Origin of the sequence: Psychrobacter sp. Ps1, from assembly GCF_022129425.1 — a bacterium.
Classification (GTDB): Bacteria; Pseudomonadota; Gammaproteobacteria; order Pseudomonadales; family Moraxellaceae; genus Psychrobacter.
This window is the reverse complement of sequence record NZ_JADQAN010000024.1, coordinates 12165-29339: the sequence shown is the minus strand read 5'-3', so window position 1 is coordinate 29339 and position 17175 is coordinate 12165. Positions and strand designations below refer to the sequence as shown.

Here is a 17175-nt window from a genome sequence, read left to right as displayed (position 1 = left end):
GTTGCCTTGTATCTCTTTTAAATTGAATCAACTATATATAACGGTCAGTCACGTAAAGGTAAAATATGGACACAAATAATTCTAGCCGTTCAAAAGAGCCTTCTGAGCAAGCAAGCTCTTATGAAGCGTTGAATCAGCAGGCAAGGCAATCACTTGCAAGTGAGACACCGCAGCGCAGCTTGGTGCCTAGAGGTATTACCGTTGGCTTAGCGATATTTGCACTTGTACTTAGTTTGGCAGGCTATGGCTTTCGCCTGATGGTGGGTGATGACGTTGAAACCGTACTGCGTCATGCTGCGGTCATTGTGCCTGCATTTATGCTAGGCATTCCGCTGTTCTTTTGGGTAGGCTCTCGCATACTTAATAAAGTTAAGGGCCTGCATATCGAGAGTTGGAATGCGATTAGTTTGGGTTATTTGACCTCTTGTATATCGATGCTATGGCTGATGGGTACTTATAGTTAAGTCATATTGCTGTAAATATAATGCTTTTTCGCGTCTCTATTATTTATTCGCATCTATATTGTTTATTCACGCCTATACAGTGTCGTAATATTTTATATTTTTAATCATTAAGCCATGTTCTACAAGCATGACTGGAATTTTATATGAGAATCGTACCAGCCAGTATTGCTAAAATTATCTATCCTAAAGACTTACCAAATGGCTTGTTTACTAGCTTAATTATCGCTTGTTTATTAATGGGATTGGCGTCACTACGTCACGGAACCGACTTACAAGGTTGGCTAAATGTCATTGAGAATTGGCTGCTTATGCTGCTGATATTGCCCACTGCGACGGCCACCGTTGCACTGCCATTTAAGTATCGTGATCCTAGCCTTGAGCTAAAGCTGGTTTATTACCTTGGAATGTTTGTGGCCTTTTTATTTACATTAGGAAAATTGCGTTATTGGCACTAATATATACAAACGACATGTCATTCAAGTTTGCTTTTATAGCGAAGACTTATGTGACAGCCCTTGAATTTCATTGTTAAAGCGTCCATTGTATGAGTAAGACAGATTTACCCGCGTTACTGTAAGACGATAGATTTGCCGAATGAGTTTATTTTTAAGAAATGACTGCTTTGCAATGATTAGTTTCTCTACCAGTACTAAACGGGATAATAAGGAACACATTAATGCCATACGATATCGATAATGATATAGAAGTAGATAACGAGAGTAGCGATCAATTTGCAGGATTTGCCAAAGAAACCACGTTAGAGCTGGTGGAAGCAGATGATGGTAGATTGTTGTTGCGTGATGCTGAACAAGACGAAGCGCCGCTGATGACGATTGATTTCTCTGACAAGCTAAAAGAACTACTTGGTAGTGACACTCAGGCGATTGGTCAACACATGATTCATGCTGCGATTCAGGTCATTATGCAAAAGCAAATGAGTAAGTGGCATGCGCATGTATATGATAAAGAACCAACGCACTACAGTTGATTTTTAGTTGTTTCTGAGCACTAATTAAAGCAAATACTAGTCAAAGCGAATGACTGGAGACGTAGCTTAGCAATATGAAACTACAGCCATAAAAAAAGGGTTTATCAATTGATAAACCCTTTTTTTGTTCAAATAACCTCTTTATAGAAAGTATTTATAAAATGCTTTCTATAAATGATGGCAGTTATTTGATTTTAGCTTCTTTAAAGATCACATGCTGGCGTACTTTTGGATCAAACTTTTTGATTTCCATTTTACCAGGCATAGTGCGCTTGTTTTTAGTAGTGGTGTAGTAATACCCAGTACCAGCTGTTGATACTAATTTAATTTTATCTCTCATGATAGCTTTCCTGTAAATGAGGGGTCTTCAAACGATAGGTACGTGTATAGGTACGTGTCTCAAAGAGTGAGTCGCCACAATTAATGTAGCAAAACAGCAGCCTAAATGATGAGAGTCATCACTCAGCTGCTATTTTTAACTTAAACTTTTTGACCTTGTGCGCGTAGATCCGCTAACACTTTATCGATACCAAGTTTGTCAATGATGCGCATACCTTTGGTAGACACACGTAGACGTACAAAGCGGTTTTCAGACTCTACCCAAAAACGATGGTTGTGAAGGTTTGGTAGAAAGCGACGACGGGTTTTGTTGTTTGCATGCGAAACATTATTACCCACCATAGGGCGCTTTCCAGTCACTTGGCAAACTCGAGACATGGCGAACTCCTAATCTATGAGGTATGAGTTTTTCTCATACCAGTCTGGGCAAGTTGCACGTTTTTGCGGCATGGACACAGCAAGCGGCAGCTTTGCACCAAACAAAACTATATGAAGGTTGAGCTGGTTTTGCTGCTATCTAAAGGCAAATAACAGGCTGACCAATTCAGAAAATTTTAAAGCCGACATTTATACCATAAAACAGATGAATACTCAAATATTTTTACAATAACTGTCGAATTAAAGGAGGGCTATTATACCCTGAAATGAGCGCTCTATGTTGTTGATTGTTTAATAGTAAAGATTAATTTTTAGTTGTAAGTTATAACAAAAGTCAGTAAAGTTGCTGTTATATATTTAATACAATCTGTTAATACACCAGTATTACTGTAAATCTATGTATCATTACCAATCTCTTTTGATTCTAGGTAATGATTTTTGCTTATTTGCTCAGATAAATTACTGCTCATGCGGAGTCAAAACATGTCATACAGCTCTCTACCCCTTACTTCTAAGTTGTTTCAGCTCACTTCTTTGACTTGCGCATTAGCATTAGCAGGTTGTGGTGGAGGCGGTGATGGCGGTACTGATACTATCGCGCCAGCGCCTGATTTGGGAGTGAATGTAGGTACTAGCGACGGTGGCGTAGGTAGTGGGGATATTGGAGACGTTTTGAATGTTAGTACGGTATCTCTATTAGACGCGAATGCTAATCTGACTAGAGTAATTTCTATGTCGGGTGTTACGGCTAGAGTTGTTGTTACAGACTCTGAAGGTAATGGTGTAAGTGGTGCTTTAGTGACATTTAGTGGCGAAGGAGTTAGGTTTGGTACATCTAATGGAGCCGTACTGACTAATGCTGAAGGCGTAGCAACAACATCTGTTATACCGTTGTCCTCTACTGATACTGGCAGCTATAGCTTATCTGCAACAGCGATATACGATGATATGAGCGTTACCACTGCTAGTTATAACTACTCATTACAAGCAGTTGATATTACGTTAGTAAACTTTTCTACGGGTGAAAGTCTTTTGGAGTCTGGCGGTTCTACAATTGTTACATTGCAAACCAAAGACATAAAAACTAATCAATTTCAAAATGACGTGACTGTTAATCTGTCATCAACATGTGGTTCGTTTGAAGAGGCTAGCGTAAGCTCTTCTAATCAAGGGAATGTAAGCACAACTTATAATGCTATTGATAGTAACGGTAAGCTATGTGAAGGTACACAAACGATCACTGCAGTTGCTGCAAATAGCACTTCGTCCTCGCAAAGTATTAATGTCAATATTAAAGCTATCGAGGCAAGTTCTATTGTATATACAACTACCAATGCAGTTGTATTAGGTGCAAAAAATAGCGGCTCCTCTTCATCTAGCCAAGTAGAGTTTACTGTTTACGCCAATGGTGTTCCTGCAGCAAATCAAGAAGTAGTGCTTAGTTTAAACGAGTCATCGCCGTCTGACTTTGCATTTATATCACTAAACAACCGTAGCACGCAAACGATAAAAAGTAATGCTTCAGGAAAAGTAACGGTAAATCTATATCCTGGGAATGTCCCAGGACCAGTAGAAATTAAAGCTTCCCTAAAATCAAATATCAGTACTTTTGCACTGGCCAAAAATATATCTGTGGCAACAGGTCGCCCTACTCAAAACGGTGTGACATTAGCAATAGGTAAAAACGTTTTGGCTGACAATGCTATCGATTCTACCAATATATCGGCATATCTAACGGATCGCCAAGGTAATTTTGTTCCAGATGAGACTGTGGTAAGTTTCGTAGCGGAAGGCGGTACTGTCACACCAAATTGTAGAACAGAGAGTGGTAATTGCACAGTAACTTTCACATCGCAAAACCCTAGACCTGCAAATGGTCGAGTTAGTGTTATTGCTTATGTAGAAGGTGATAAGGCATATTCAGATCTAAATGGAGATAATGTCTATACTGTTGGGATTGATGAGCTATTAGATAACATTGGTAATTTTTTTCGAGATAATAATGAAGATTTAAAGTATACGCCAGGTGAGTTTGTTTATAAAAGAGGTGATCAACAAGGCGGTGATCAAGCGACTTGTGCAGCAACGACTTTATCTCAACCTAACCTACCTAATTTTATAGTTGATGGTAGCACTGATGCCACCCAGTGCGATGATCTATTGCAGACAGTATTACGCAAACAAGTTATTATGGGTTTTGCTAATGACACTCCAACTTTTTATAACTTTCAAGCAATGCCAGGTTCTATCTCATTTGAGATGTATGGTAATAGTTTGAAAACAGTGTCTATGCCTTCAGGAACTGCTCTGAGTCTAATCGTTAAAGATAATACTGATAATGATCTCACTTGTGAGCCAGAAATTACAGATGGTAATATGACCGTACCTGCGCTTGTTGCATTAAATCGAGTAGATGGTACTACGAATCAGAACTTCTTCGAAGGTAGCGATGATGTTAGTTATACCGTCTCAACTGAAGGTTGTGCTAATGGTGATAGTATTAAGCTATCAGTTACTACCCCAGCACCAACGTTAAAAAATACTACAATTCGAATTTTCTAGAAAATCTATCCTGTTTGATAAACTAAAAACCCCTGACCACATGTCAGGGGTTTTTGCATTAGCCTTCTAAATAACCAAATCACCTTAAATAACCAAAAACAACCAACTCGCTCAGCAAAGTATCACAAAAAAGATTAAAATAACCGGTTTACTACGCTGTCAGCAATTTTTCAGCGATAAGTCATCATTTTTTATATTAGGCGAATTATGTCAGACAACACTAAAACGGTTTCATTATCGACCATAGCTTCTCAGAGCAAACAGACACCTAGTGCTATCGATACAGCCACGTTGCTCATCAAATGCAAAGATCAGGCAGGTATCGTACAGGCAGTCTCTGAATTTATTCATCGTTATGGTGCTAATATCATTACGCTTGATCAGTATTCAACGGCGCATGAAGGCGGTCAATATTTTATGCGTTTAGAGTTTGCCTTGGCAGGATTAAGCGATATTATCGAGAATTTTGAAGCCAGCTTTGCGCATACGGTTGCCAAGCGTCACGATATGGATTGGCGTCTACATAATAATGCAACGAAGACCAAAGTCGGTATTTTGGTATCTAAGTTTGATCATGCATTGTTAGATTTATTATGGCGACATCAGCGTGGATTGCTCGATTGCGAGATTACTTGCGTGGTCAGCAACCATCCTGATTTAAAGCAAGCAGTACAAAATTTTGGTATTACTTTCCATCATGTGCCAGTGACCAAAGACAATAAGGCAGAGGCAGAAGAACAGATTCATAAGCTGATGGCAGGTAACGATTTACTAGTATTGGCGCGCTATATGCAGATTTTGTCATCAGATTTTGTCAAACGTTGGCCGATGCAGATTATTAATATTCATCATTCTTTCTTGCCGGCGTTTGTGGGCGCAGATCCTTATCGTCAAGCTTATGATAAAGGCGTTAAGCTTATCGGCGCAACTGCGCACTATGTCACAGCTGAGCTTGATCAAGGGCCTATCATCGAGCAGGATGTACACCGTGTGACGCATCGCCAAGGAGTGACAGAATTGCGTGCTATCGGCCGTGATATCGAACGCAACGTATTAGCACGTGCCGTAAACTGGCATGTGCAAAACCGTGTGATTGTGGCGGGTAATAAGACAGTCGTATTTAACTAAGAAAAATCAGTAGTGAGTCTGCTAAAAATATAAAAAAGGCGGTCAGTAACTAGTGTTGCTGACCGCCTTTTTTTGAACACATATTTTATAGGAGCATTTCTAAAACGAACTTGCTACCAACAAAGCCAATGGCTAATAGGATAAAGGCATAAATAGTGATATTAGCCGCACGTTTTCCTCGCCAGCCTGCACGCCAATTACCGAATAGTAGTACACCAAATAATAACCACGATAGTAGACTAAAAACAGTCTTATGCACGATATGTTGCGCCATCAAGTCTTGTACATAGATAAACCCAATTCCCAGTGCAATACTGAGCAATACAAAGCCGACCAACAGCATATCGAATAATAAACTCTCCATACTTTGCAAGGAGGGTAGCTTATTAACCCAAAAGCGGTGAATGGTATGATGCTTGAGCTCACGTATTTGTAGACGTAGAAATAGCGCTTGTACCGCCGCCATCAACAGCACACAATAGGCAGCCAATGATAATATGATATGAATTTCAAGCCCGATACTGACATCCGTTAGTGGTTGATAAGGGGCACGGCCGACATAACCGACCGTCATACCTATTAGCGCAGTGGGTGCAGCCAAAATACCAAGACTAAGGATAGGTCGGTATAAACAGAACAACAGATAAAAGAATAAGAAAAATAAACTGGTCAGACTGATTATATTAAATAAGTTGAAATTTAAACCATACAGCGTCATAACGTATGGATATAGCAGTGCCGCATGTGCAGCCATGCCAACCAGCAATAAGCCCAAACTGAGGCTTTTGTGGATAGGTTTGTCCTGAACCAGCGCCCAACCAATATGGATACTGACTAAGATATAAGCCATGCTAGCAAGTAAGAATGCAAAGTGCACAGATAAAAAGCCTCATCTTATACTGAGCATAAACTGCCGCTCAATGTGTCGCTAAAGTGGTATTATCAGAATGATTAGAATAATCGTCCAATTTATCATAAAATGGGTGCCAATTGAGCACCATCTTGCTTATAACTTATAAATGATCGGCAGTGTTGCATAGCGCAAAACATAAAATATGTCATCTATAAAAAGTTAACTACAATTATAAGCGCTGTGTCCTTTGTGAAACGACTATAAATTTTGAGCCATGTTAATGCTATAGTATTGATAATATAATTCTTTTATCATGTCCCTTGTCATGCAATATCCTAATATCTTGTAGCGTATCCTAATATTATTTACGAACCATTTTAATGGTTTGATTGAGAGTTATTTTAATTGCGTATTATTTAATTGAAAACCATTTTAATTGAGAGTTATTTATGTTTGATACCTTAACAGAACGCTTATCGTCGAGCCTACGTAACATCGTCGGTACCGGACAGTTGACCGAAGACAATATCAAAGACACGCTACGTGAAGTGCGTATGGCGTTGTTAGAAGCTGATGTGGCGTTGCCTGTCACTCGTGATTTTGTAAAACGCGTAAAAGAACAAGCGCTTGGTGCTGAGGTGCTAAAAGAGTTAGCGCCAGGTCAAGCCTTTGTCAAAATCGTACACGACGAACTGACCGAAATGATGGGCAGCGCCAATCAGCAGTTAGAGATGACAGGCAAACCGCCTGTTGTCTATTTGCTAGCGGGTTTGCAAGGTGCGGGTAAAACGACTACAGCTGGTAAGTTGGCCAAATATTTACAAGAGCGCCAAAAGAAAAAAGTCATGCTAGTCTCTGCCGATGTCTATCGTCCAGCAGCTATCAAACAGCTGGAGCAAGTAGCCGGTCAGGTGAATGCTAAGTTTGTGAACTCAAGCACAGATGAGAATCCAATTGATATCGCAAAGCGTGCGATAGAAGAAGCCAAAATCCAATATCAAGATATCCTGATCATTGATACCGCTGGTCGTCTACATATCGACGATACCATGATGGATGAGATTAAGGCGCTAACGGCTGCGGTTAACCCATCTGAGACGCTATTCGTCGTCGATGCAATGACTGGTCAAGATGCCGCCAATACCGCAAAAGCCTTTAATGATGCATTGCCATTGACGGGTGTTATCTTAACTAAGACTGACGGTGATGCTCGCGGCGGTGCGGCGCTTTCTGTACGCGCTATCACAGGTAAGCCAATTAAGTTCTTGGGTCGCGGTGAAAAACTAGACGAGCTAGAGCTGTTCCACCCTGAGCGTATCGCGCAGCGTATCCTTGGTATGGGCGATGTACTGAGTCTGGTCGAAGAGGTTGAGCAAAAGATTGACCGTGATAAAGCCGAGAAAATGGCGAAAAAGATGCAAAAGGGCGGTGACTTCGACCTTGAGGATCTATTGACTCAGTTCCAGCAGATGAAGAGCATGGGCGGCATGGCAGGATTTTTAGACAAAATGCCTGGTATGGGCGGCTCAGACATGCAAAAAGCCGTCGAAGATGCCAAACCAGAAGAAAAAGTGCGCGAAATGGAAGCATTGATCAATTCAATGACACCATTTGAGCGTAAAAACCCTGATAAGATTAACCCAAGTCGTAAGCGCCGTATCGCTGCAGGTTCAGGCCGTGAGATTCAAGATGTTAACCGCTTGCTCAAGCAGCACAAGCAAATGGCAAAAATGATGAAAATGATCTCAAAGCCTGAAGGCATCAGTAAAATGATGAAATCTATGCAAGGGCTCATGGGTGGTGGTAATGCTGGCGGTGGCGGCGGTCCATTGTTTGGCGGCGGTCAGCAAGGTGGCGCTAAAGACGTGAATCCAGAACAAATGGCCAAGCAGATGGGACTGGATCCAAATAACATGCCAAGCACCGAAGAGATGCAAAAGCAGATGCAAGAAATGCAAAATCAAGCGCCAAAGAAGTTCAAAACTCGCTTTTAGATAACGACTAGTTATTTTTGAGAAGTTTGATCAAAGCCCCGAAGCCAATGAAGCTTTGGGGCTTTTTATCGTTAGCAGTTGTAGATAAACACTGATGGATAAAGTGTGAAAAATATAGAAATTAATAAAATTCGTGTACCCTAAATGCTATGATAGGCGCTGCTCCATTCTGTCGGTATTCTTATAGTGCATGAACGATAGATCGTTATTAAAAATTAGTAAAATCTGACAAACCCATTTAGAACGCCAAAAGTAAAAGCCGAGGTTGTGATGTTTTTAGCAATGGATACCGTGTTCGACCAGTGTTCGATCGCGATTTTAGATTCGAGCGGACAGGTATTGTCGAGCCATACCGAAACAGGTAAGCGTCAGCAGACTCAACAGATTTTACCGATGATTGATGCTGCATTATCCGAGGCGCAGTTACGTCTTGCTGATATACAGGCTTTGATATTCAATCGCGGGCCAGGTGCGTTTAGTGGTATTCGCATCAATACTGCAGTGGTACAGGCTCTGTCTGTAGCGCATGATTTGCCTTGTGTTGGCGTCTCAAGCCTGCAAGCAATCGCACAATGCGCGTATCAGAAGTATGGGCTGACACATCTATACAGCGCCCTTGATGCTCGTATGCAGCAAGTCTACTTTGGGCAGTATGAATTGGTAACTGACGACCAGTTTGGTCATAGCATTATGCAGCCAGTCTTGGCTAATGATAGCGATAGCACTGAGCAGCTATTAGATTATGATAGCCAAACAGAGCTCAACCTGCCTATCGCGGGTAATGGCGCGCCGTTATTGACACGACATGATCAGCAAGACTGCCATGAAGATGTTTGGCCAGATGCTGTTGTTATTGGGCAGCTTGGTATTGCTCAGTTTGCAAACGATGGTGGTACGGAAGCGTCACAGGCATTACCAAAATATCTACGTAATCAAGCTTGGAAAACACTTAAAGAGCAAGGTAAAGCATAGCTTTATAAATATGCTTTTTGCAGCGTCAATTGATAGCAGCCAGCTTTTTAGTGTTTAGCAAGCGCATACCAATATTAAATCAACGTTAATATAGGACAGCCAATCGGTCTGTTTTTAGGCCAGTTTTTTTAGGCCAGTCTATTTCTAGGAAAGTCACTGTGGATATAGTTTTATTCGTTCAAGCTGTCATCATGGGTATCGTTGAAGGTATCACTGAGTTTTTACCAATATCTAGTACGGGATATTTGATCTTATCAGCAGATGTGATGGGTTTCTGGACTAAAGAAAAAGTTGATTTATTTGTCGTAGTGGTACAGCTTGGCGCTATTTTGGCAGTGATTTATGACTATTGGGGTAGATTGTGGCAAGCGTTGATGGGTTTGCTGACTGGCAAAGCAGAAGGCATGACCAATCCTAGACAGCTGGGACTGAGTCTGATTGTCTCTACTATCCCTGTGATGATTGTTGGTTTTACCTTTGCCGATGAAATCAAAGCTTATCTGTTTAATCCTATTGTCGTTGCCATTATGCTCATCATCGGCGGTCTACTGATATTTTACGTGGAAAAGCGTCCTAAAACGGTCATTGCAGAAGAAGCTGAAGATGTCAGCATAAAAACTGCGTTAATGATTGGGCTATTCCAATGTTTAGCTCTAATACCAGGGACATCACGCTCAGGTGCCACTATTATTGGTGCGCTGTGGTTAGGTGTCTCACGTAAGGCTTCTGCTGAGTTTTCTTTCTTTTTGGGTATTCCTGTCATTGTAGGGGCAGCACTGTTGGATTTACTCAAACATGGTGATGTACTGACCAACAGTGAAGACTGGCTGGTGCTAGGTATCGGAACCATCGTGTCATTTGTGGTGGCGCTACTTTGTATTCGCTTACTTGTGGCATGGGTAAGTCGCCGCGACTTTACTATTTTTGCTTGGCTGCGCATTATCACGGGTGTTATCGTGCTGGTCGCCGCTTGGGGCTTTGGTTATCAAATGGCTGGCTAGATTTGCGTTATGATTTAACACGCCAGTAATTTATAGTGAAAATAAGCAGCAAATAGGATGATGGTTATGACCGATGTGCCCCAAACGTATGACGAAACAGGTGCTGTTGTACATTGTCAGTTATTCTACGTCAATGACAGCCAGCAAGCACAGGTTGAGAGCCTACAGTCATTGATAGCTGAGCATAAATTACCAATTATCTTAGATATAGAGGTCGCTACAGAGAAACTAACTCAAAGGCGCCGTCAGCAATTGAGCCAAGCATCTACTCAGCCTATTTTATTATTAGATAATAAAGACAAGCTATCATGGCTAAGTGATGGGCTCAGTGTGGCGCCTGAGTGGGACAAGTTGCAGCGCCGTGTAGTGAGTGCTGGTCGTAAGTCTGAGCTGCTATTACAAGCCGCCAAAATCATATCAGATAGTCACGTTATTGATGCAACTGCTGGCTTTGGGCATGATAGTTTGATATTGGCCAGTACTGGTGCCCAAGTCACGATGCTTGAGCAGCAGCCTTTGATGGCATTGCTGTTACTTGTAGAGCAGCAGCGTATGAGTGCGCTACCCAATTGGCAAAAGCTCATGAGCCGTCTACAGATTATTAATGCTGATGCACTCAGTTATTTTGCAAATCTAGAGGCTGGTACTGCAATAGATAACGCTACCGCAATTGATGTCATCTATCTGGATCCGATGTTTCCAGAGGATAGCTATCAAGATAGCAAAACAGGTAAAGGGGCAAAAGTCGGTAAGCATATGCAAGCACTGCATCAATTGGCTCGTCCACCAACATCAGATGAAGAGCGACAGCTGCTAAGTAGGGCGCAGGCCGTTGTCAGACGAAATATGCAAGGCCAAGGTCGCGTGATCGTAAAGCGTCCACAGTTTGCACCGCTGCTTGCTGATGAGCCAGCTAGTGAAAGCTGGCATAATGAAGCCGTACGCTTTGATGGGTATTTTGTCTGACAGCTGCTGTTTGCGATAACGAATGTACGAGTATAAATGTACGCAAGTTATCAGCTTATATGTTCAAAGTTAATGGATTTAGGAGCAAGGAATGTCAGCGTTAATCATTTGGGTTATGGGTGCAATTCTATTGTTGATTAATATCATGCTGCGTACTCGCATTCTTCGGCTTGAGGCACGGTTCAAAGAGCTGAGCAATCCACAAGAGCAACTGGCATTTTTGCGTCAACAAGCGAAACAAAAAGACAAAGTCCCAGCACTAAAAGCTTTGCGCAAGCAATATCCTGAGCTATCACTGATCGAAGCGAATAAATTGTGGCAACAAATTCAGTAACCAGACCATTAAACTTAGTAATTAGTCCATTAAAACTCAGTAACCAGCCCCTTCAAAAATTAATTTAGTTGTTCTAAGCGAAATATATAAGCGCACATAAAAAATATCCAATTAATGATAATAAAAAGCCATGACATTTAAAGACAAGCTACAAGCCTACATCCAGCTAACCCGTTTTGATAAGCCAGTCGGCATTGAGCTGCTCTTATGGCCAACGCTTTGGGGCGTACTATTCGTTGCAATGGGTCAAGCGCAGCAGCAAGGAATGACGGCAGCGTTGCCAAGTATCAGGGTGTTCGCGATATTTGCCCTTGGTGCAATATTTATGCGAGCGGCTGGTTGTGCGATTAACGACTTTGCCGATCGAAAAGTAGATGGTCATGTGACTCGCACTAAAGGTCGCCCATTAGCAGATGGACGCTTATCTGGTAAAGAAGCCATCGCTGCATTCTTAGTACTGGTGCTATTAAGCGCCAGTCTGCTATTTTTCTTGCCCATAGCTGTGTTCTATTGGTCGCTTGGTGCCGTTGTATTGGCATTTATTTATCCATTTATGAAACGCTATACGCACCTGCCGCAAGTATTTTTAGCAGCTGCTTTTGGGTGGGCGATACCGATGTCCTATGTGGCAGTGCAAGGCGCTCCCGATATTTGGTGTTGGCTGCTATTCTTAGCTTATATGTGTTGGACAGTGGCCTACGATACCCAGTACGCCATGGCTGACCGTGAGGATGACTTAAAAATTGGCGTGAAATCAACAGCGATACTATTCGGTCGTTATGATGTGATTATCATCTCAATATTACAGATGCTATTTTTGCTAATGATGGGCGTGGTTATGTGGCATTACTTTGCTCCGACCACATTGGGCGTAACCCCAGTATTTGGATTGGCGCTTGTTGCGATGATGTTTGCCAAACAAAACAGCGCTTGTGCCAGTCGTAACCCTTTGGCTTGTTTTCAGGCGTTCTTGGCCAATATCTGGGTAGGGCGCTATGTCTTTGCGCTCATCGTAGTTACTTGCATATGGACGACGCTAAATGGATAAGTTCGATAAATTTCCGAAATTCAAATCAAAGAAACCCTCTGATACAAATGGCTCAGGCGTAGACTATCAAGCTAAACTTGCCGAACATGGGCTGACTCGCGAGCAAGTTATCGCAACTGAGCGTAAACTGGCGAAGTTTGCCAATACTATGGATTCGCTAGTACGAGTGCCTTTTACCAAGCAAGGAATGGGTGCGGATGCCGCGCTTTCGACCATTCCACTCGCAGGAGATTTAGCAGGATTGGCATTGACCAGTTATGCATTTATATTAGGGCGTCAGTTGGGCGTGCCCGCTCATAAAATGACGCCAGCGGTTAGATTGGCACTTATTGATATGGTCGTTGGTATCGTACCTGGCATTGGTACGCTATTAGATATTTTTATTCGCCCTAGCCGTAAGACACTGGGTATCGTGCATGAGCATCTACATCATGAGTATGGTATTACCGAAACCATGCATATGGATCGACCGTTTTTACACCAGTCACTAGAAGACAAGCAGCAGCAAAGCCGCTTTGGGTTTTTTTGGCGCAATCCAATCGTTGCTTGGCTGTATTTGCATATCCCTGATTTTCTTGGACTGCTAGTCATTGTGTTTGTCGGTTGGGGGCTGTGGACAGTGATAAGTTGGTTGGTTGGGATGTTTGGGCAATCGACTGGGTTTGGTTAAATACAATCACTCATAACTCATTAGAAAGCTTAGTAGAGACAAGTCAGCGGAGAGTAATACATAGAAACGAAAAAAGCGGCAACGATAATAACGTTTGCCGCCTTTTTTTATGGTTTTAAATAGAGTGTTGAGACAGAAAGCGAATTAGGTTTTATTCAGTGATGACTTCTGCTTCAGCACTGACGGCATCAAAGCTAGTCACTTTATTGTTTCGGATAAGATCGATAGTGCCACCACCAGCATGACTGACGAGTTGGATACTACCGTCAGCTGATTGATAGGTAGGATTATTGCCTTGACCTTCTGGTGCGCTCAATGTCATTTTTGGCTGGTTGGGACGAGTAATGATAGCGTTAAGCATACCAGCTGCTGAGGTCTCAAAGACCACAGATAAACTCTCACCTGCGGCAATTTTATAACGGACATCAGTGATTTGTGCGCCTTTGATAGCTTGTTCTGGATTAGGTTTTTCAGCGCTATCATTTGCCGTAGATGTAGTAACACCAAGATCTTTATCTAACTCCGTTAAGCTCATATCACGTTCTGAATCAGTCTGCGCTACATTTTGAGCATCATCAACGTTGCTGTCTTTAGCTTCATCAACGTTGATATTGGTCGTTACGGGCTTGGTTTGCGTTGAGGTTTCAGCTGTAGTTGTATCAGTTGCTTCAGGTTCTGGATCTTTTTGACAAGCAGTCAGTAGCAACAGACTGAAGAAAATAGCAGGAGCGGTACGATAAAGCAGTTTAGATTTTCGTAAGTTTAGTGTTTTTGAGAGAGAAGTATTCATAATCAGCTTTATCCGTTAATGGTGCTCTACGTATATATGGTAATTTGCAAGAGTCAACCTGCCAGTTAATGACCCTATATTATTACGTATTGACCGTAATAACCAGCTTGCGCTGTACGCCATATCCAGTCACGTCTCTATGCTCACACAAATAAACCCCTTGCCACATACCCAGTCCTAACTCACCATCGACAAGCGGTATAGTCAAACTAACCCCAAGCATCATGCTTTTGAGATGCGCTGGCAGGTCGTCTGAGCCTTCTAAGGTATGGCGATACTCTGGCTGGTCTTCTGGTGCGATTTTATTGAGCCAATCTTCTGTATCTAGTCTGACATCTGGATCAGCATTTTCATTGATTGCAAGACTGGCTGACGTATGCAGCAAAAACAGATGAACCAACCCTACCTTGGCAGAGTGAGGTAACAGCTGCGAAATAGCTTCTTCAACCTTCGGAGTAATGATATGAATGCCACGCGCATAGGCGGGTAGAGTAAGGGTGGTTTGATAATAGCTCATGGGGTATATCTCATTATTAGAGTCGACATCAAATTAAGATATCATAAGCCAGTATAAATCGTAGAGAGCGTTGTTGTTATTTACACAAGAGCCATTTATTCTTAAACAAGCGGCGTCTGTAAACGTGTACGATTGGGTGATAGGCGTGCGAGCATCGTCTCTGACAGTGGTGCGAATGACCTTAGCATCATATCTGCTAATGCTTCAGCACAAATAGGTGCCAATGCATAACCTTTTGCGCCCATCGCACTCATTGTCCATATCCTCCGCTGACTATTTGCCAATTGTCCAACGATAGGGTGGTAATCAGGCGTTTGGGTGCGAATGCCAGATCGTCCCTGCCATAGACTCGTATCTGCCGGAATGACAGATGCCATTTCAGGTATAGCAGTGATGAGCTTGTCTCGGCTAATCTGATGCTCTTCAGGACGTATGTCAGTACTTGTGTCATTGCGGATAAAACTTGCGCCAAGTAATAAATATGGATTGTCAGCGACAACAGTATTTAACTTATCATCTCCAGCCTGTGCGTTGAACCGCGCGCAGTAACCACTATATTTAAGCGGTATTTTAGGTAGCTTTGTTAGTTGCTCCGCTGAGGGGGTAAACCAAGATAGCTGCCCACGAATTTTACGACAATCAAAAATACGCTTATCCAATTGATGACTTTCAAAAGCTGCGCAAATGACGACATTATCAGTAGTCATAGTGACAGTATTACGGTTTCCATCAATACCTTCAATACGAACTTGCTGCTCAGTCTCGTTGATTTTATTCACTTCTAACTGCTGGAAATGAATGAGTGGATGAGTCAGTATGATGTCTTTTAGTGCTTGTGGATTGACCAGGCCAGACTGCGGTAAGTACAAGTTCTCTGATAAGTCTTGGTCTTTTAGGCCACTAGTAATCTGTGCTTGCTCATGCGATAGGGTGGTCGCCATCTCGTCAGGATAGTCGGCAATTTGTTCCGCACCGATATTGGCTTTTATAAGTAAATCAAGGGCGCCAGTCAGTTCAAGTACCGGTGCTGTATGAAGCTGTACGGCTGTTTGATTAAGGTATCGATATAGCCTGCTGCTATGGAGATAGCCTATGGTATGCAGATGCTCGTCAACATGGTGGATCGGCGTCATTTTGGGCGCAAGTAATGCTCTAGGATTGCCCGATGCACCTGCTAAGGGCGCTGATTTATCTAATAAGATGACGGTAATACCGCGACTGGCAAGCGACCAAGCTGTGAGCAACCCTGAAATGCCTGCACCAATAACGACAGTATTATCGAATGTGCTATCAGTCGTTTCCTGCTTCGCCTCGTGGCTTTTATTATCACAATTTTTATCATCATCAGTAAGGTCTCTACTTTCTGCATTAGTCATAATGGCTGTTAGCATTTCTCGTTTTCGACCAAAACCTCTGACTTTTTTAATTTGAAAGCCATGCTCTCTTAGTCCGCGCTTGACGATACCTGCACAGCTATAAGTAGCGGCAGTCGTATGAGGGCGTGATAGACGCTGCATTTGTCCAAAGATACTGTCAGCCCACAACGTACTGTTGCAAGAAGGGGCAAAACCATCTAAAAACCAAGCATCAATACAAGGCGTATGCTGGTTAGAATGGTCTAATGCCAGTTTGCTTAGACTTTCTGCTGCATCACCAAACCACATATCGACAGTTAAGTTATCATAAGAAAAACTTAAACGATGACAGCCTGCAATTAGGGGCGGATATGTAGCCAAAAGTGGCTCAATAAATGCCATTAGCTCCGGTGCACGCTCACCCCATAACGCAAGTATCTGCGTCAAATCCGCTAGCGGTATAGGGAATTTTTCAGTAGTAATAAAGTGCAAACGAGCCGTTGCTAATTGCGGGTTGGTTTCACGCAGTTGTCGCCACAATTGCCACGTCGCTAGTAGATTAAGCCCAGTTCCGAAGCCTAGCTCAGCAATCGTAAAGCATTGCTTTGGTGCAAGGTGTGCCAAACGCTCTGGTAACTGATTGTGCTCTAGAAACACGTGACGTGTCTCTGCCAAACCATCTGCATGAGAAAAATACACATCCCTAAACTCACCTGATACTGGCACCATATTGCCGGTATCATCCGTTTGCCAGTCAATCTTGGCAGGCGTGATAACGTTTAAGTGTTCAGGGTTTTGATGATTAGCGGTAGACAT

18 protein-coding genes are annotated in these 17175 nt (G+C 42.4%); 12 read left to right on the top strand and 6 right to left on the bottom strand.

The window, feature by feature from the left end; translation table 11 throughout:
* The first annotated feature begins 65 nt into the window (after window positions 1-65).
* The 3 genes from I3249_RS11460 to I3249_RS11450 all read left to right on the top strand — a co-directional run bounded on the left by I3249_RS11460 (window position 66) and on the right by I3249_RS11450 (window position 1452).
* A complete protein-coding gene (locus I3249_RS11460) occupies window positions 66-464 on the top strand; it encodes a hypothetical protein (RefSeq protein WP_238070046.1) in 399 nt (132 codons plus the stop codon).
* 143 nt (window positions 465-607) lie between these two features.
* Entirely contained in the window at window positions 608-919 is a 312-nt protein-coding gene (locus I3249_RS11455; RefSeq protein WP_057761376.1) for a hypothetical protein, read from the top strand.
* 221 nt (window positions 920-1140) lie between these two features.
* Window positions 1141-1452: a hypothetical protein gene (locus I3249_RS11450; RefSeq protein ID WP_101205798.1), complete on the top strand. Its 312-nt coding sequence runs from the start codon at window positions 1141-1143 to the stop codon at window positions 1450-1452.
* Between the two features lie 184 nt (window positions 1453-1636).
* Here I3249_RS11450 and rpmG read toward each other — a convergent pair whose 3' ends face one another.
* Window positions 1637-1792, bottom strand: a complete 156-nt coding sequence (gene rpmG / locus I3249_RS11445) for a 50S ribosomal protein L33 (RefSeq protein ID WP_010201403.1) — start codon at window positions 1790-1792, stop codon at window positions 1637-1639.
* A 140-nt stretch (window positions 1793-1932) separates the two neighbouring features.
* Entirely contained in the window at window positions 1933-2169 is a 237-nt protein-coding gene (gene rpmB, locus I3249_RS11440) for a 50S ribosomal protein L28 (protein WP_057761372.1), read from the bottom strand.
* A 483-nt stretch (window positions 2170-2652) separates the two neighbouring features.
* Between rpmB and I3249_RS11435 the strand changes: the two genes are divergently transcribed.
* Both I3249_RS11435 and purU read left to right on the top strand, forming a co-directional pair.
* On the top strand, window positions 2653-4731 hold the full coding sequence (locus I3249_RS11435; protein ID WP_238070045.1) for an Ig-like domain-containing protein: 2079 nt from the start codon (window positions 2653-2655) through the stop codon (window positions 4729-4731).
* 207 nt (window positions 4732-4938) lie between these two features.
* Window positions 4939-5859, top strand: coding sequence for a formyltetrahydrofolate deformylase (gene purU / locus I3249_RS11430; protein WP_227670811.1), 921 nt, complete (start codon window positions 4939-4941; stop codon window positions 5857-5859).
* 85 nt (window positions 5860-5944) lie between these two features.
* On the opposite strand, the gene ccsA is transcribed toward purU, so the two are convergent.
* On the bottom strand, window positions 5945-6736 hold the full coding sequence (gene ccsA / locus I3249_RS11425) for a cytochrome c biogenesis protein CcsA (protein WP_238070044.1): 792 nt from the start codon (window positions 6734-6736) through the stop codon (window positions 5945-5947).
* A gap of 425 nt (window positions 6737-7161) precedes the next feature.
* Between ccsA and ffh the strand changes: the two genes are divergently transcribed.
* The 7 genes from ffh to I3249_RS11390 all read left to right on the top strand — a co-directional run bounded on the left by ffh (window position 7162) and on the right by I3249_RS11390 (window position 13697).
* The gene (gene ffh / locus I3249_RS11420) at window positions 7162-8706 is read left to right on the top strand and encodes a signal recognition particle protein (protein ID WP_238070043.1); all 1545 of its coding nucleotides are present in this window, start codon (window positions 7162-7164) and stop codon (window positions 8704-8706) included.
* A 270-nt stretch (window positions 8707-8976) separates the two neighbouring features.
* Window positions 8977-9678: a tRNA (adenosine(37)-N6)-threonylcarbamoyltransferase complex dimerization subunit type 1 TsaB gene (gene tsaB / locus I3249_RS11415; RefSeq protein ID WP_238070057.1), complete on the top strand. Its 702-nt coding sequence runs from the start codon at window positions 8977-8979 to the stop codon at window positions 9676-9678.
* A gap of 158 nt (window positions 9679-9836) precedes the next feature.
* The gene (locus I3249_RS11410; RefSeq protein WP_201570570.1) at window positions 9837-10679 is read left to right on the top strand and encodes an undecaprenyl-diphosphate phosphatase; all 843 of its coding nucleotides are present in this window, start codon (window positions 9837-9839) and stop codon (window positions 10677-10679) included.
* Between the two features lie 66 nt (window positions 10680-10745).
* Entirely contained in the window at window positions 10746-11645 is a 900-nt protein-coding gene (locus I3249_RS11405; RefSeq protein WP_238070042.1) for a class I SAM-dependent methyltransferase, read from the top strand.
* A gap of 91 nt (window positions 11646-11736) precedes the next feature.
* Window positions 11737-11979, top strand: coding sequence for a hypothetical protein (locus I3249_RS11400; RefSeq protein ID WP_238070041.1), 243 nt, complete (start codon window positions 11737-11739; stop codon window positions 11977-11979).
* A gap of 130 nt (window positions 11980-12109) precedes the next feature.
* Entirely contained in the window at window positions 12110-13027 is a 918-nt protein-coding gene (ubiA, locus tag I3249_RS11395; protein WP_238070040.1) for a 4-hydroxybenzoate octaprenyltransferase, read from the top strand.
* Complete coding sequence (locus tag I3249_RS11390) at window positions 13020-13697, top strand: DUF4112 domain-containing protein (protein WP_238070039.1); 678 nt, start codon at window positions 13020-13022, stop codon at window positions 13695-13697. The genes ubiA and I3249_RS11390 overlap by 8 nt, the downstream gene beginning before the upstream one ends.
* A 151-nt stretch (window positions 13698-13848) precedes the next feature.
* On the opposite strand, the gene I3249_RS11385 is transcribed toward I3249_RS11390, so the two are convergent.
* The 3 genes from I3249_RS11385 to mnmD all read right to left on the bottom strand — a co-directional run bounded on the left by I3249_RS11385 (window position 13849) and on the right by mnmD (window position 17175).
* A complete protein-coding gene (locus I3249_RS11385; RefSeq protein ID WP_238070038.1) occupies window positions 13849-14487 on the bottom strand; it encodes a hypothetical protein in 639 nt (212 codons plus the stop codon).
* Between the two features lie 82 nt (window positions 14488-14569).
* A complete protein-coding gene (locus tag I3249_RS11380) occupies window positions 14570-15004 on the bottom strand; it encodes a secondary thiamine-phosphate synthase enzyme YjbQ (RefSeq protein WP_238070037.1) in 435 nt (144 codons plus the stop codon).
* A 101-nt stretch (window positions 15005-15105) separates the two neighbouring features.
* Window positions 15106-17175 (bottom strand): tRNA (5-methylaminomethyl-2-thiouridine)(34)-methyltransferase MnmD, encoded by a 2070-nt coding sequence (mnmD, locus tag I3249_RS11375; protein WP_238070036.1) that lies wholly within the window; start codon window positions 17173-17175, stop codon window positions 15106-15108.

Excerpts from the sequence above, each read along its gene's own strand:
- I3249_RS11460 (WP_238070046.1), top strand. The coding sequence starts at position 66 with ATGGACACAAATAATTCTAGCCGTTCAAAAGAGCCTTCTGAGCAAGCA.
- I3249_RS11455 (WP_057761376.1), top strand. The coding sequence starts at position 608 with ATGAGAATCGTACCAGCCAGTATTGCTAAAATTATCTATCCTAAAGAC.
- I3249_RS11450 (WP_101205798.1), top strand. The coding sequence starts at position 1,141 with ATGCCATACGATATCGATAATGATATAGAAGTAGATAACGAGAGTAGC.
- rpmG (WP_010201403.1), bottom strand. The coding sequence starts at position 1,792 with ATGAGAGATAAAATTAAATTAGTATCAACAGCTGGTACTGGGTATTAC.
- rpmB (WP_057761372.1), bottom strand. The coding sequence starts at position 2,169 with ATGTCTCGAGTTTGCCAAGTGACTGGAAAGCGCCCTATGGTGGGTAAT.
- I3249_RS11435 (WP_238070045.1), top strand. The coding sequence starts at position 2,653 with ATGTCATACAGCTCTCTACCCCTTACTTCTAAGTTGTTTCAGCTCACT.
- purU (WP_227670811.1), top strand. The coding sequence starts at position 4,939 with ATGTCAGACAACACTAAAACGGTTTCATTATCGACCATAGCTTCTCAG.
- ffh (WP_238070043.1), top strand. The coding sequence starts at position 7,162 with ATGTTTGATACCTTAACAGAACGCTTATCGTCGAGCCTACGTAACATC.
- tsaB (WP_238070057.1), top strand. The coding sequence starts at position 8,977 with ATGTTTTTAGCAATGGATACCGTGTTCGACCAGTGTTCGATCGCGATT.
- I3249_RS11405 (WP_238070042.1), top strand. The coding sequence starts at position 10,746 with ATGACCGATGTGCCCCAAACGTATGACGAAACAGGTGCTGTTGTACAT.
- I3249_RS11400 (WP_238070041.1), top strand. The coding sequence starts at position 11,737 with ATGTCAGCGTTAATCATTTGGGTTATGGGTGCAATTCTATTGTTGATT.
- ubiA (WP_238070040.1), top strand. The coding sequence starts at position 12,110 with ATGACATTTAAAGACAAGCTACAAGCCTACATCCAGCTAACCCGTTTT.
- I3249_RS11390 (WP_238070039.1), top strand. The coding sequence starts at position 13,020 with ATGGATAAGTTCGATAAATTTCCGAAATTCAAATCAAAGAAACCCTCT.
- I3249_RS11385 (WP_238070038.1), bottom strand. The coding sequence starts at position 14,487 with ATGAATACTTCTCTCTCAAAAACACTAAACTTACGAAAATCTAAACTG.
- I3249_RS11380 (WP_238070037.1), bottom strand. The coding sequence starts at position 15,004 with ATGAGCTATTATCAAACCACCCTTACTCTACCCGCCTATGCGCGTGGC.
- mnmD (WP_238070036.1), bottom strand. The coding sequence starts at position 17,175 with ATGTCTACCGCTAATCATCAAAACCCTGAACACTTAAACGTTATCACG.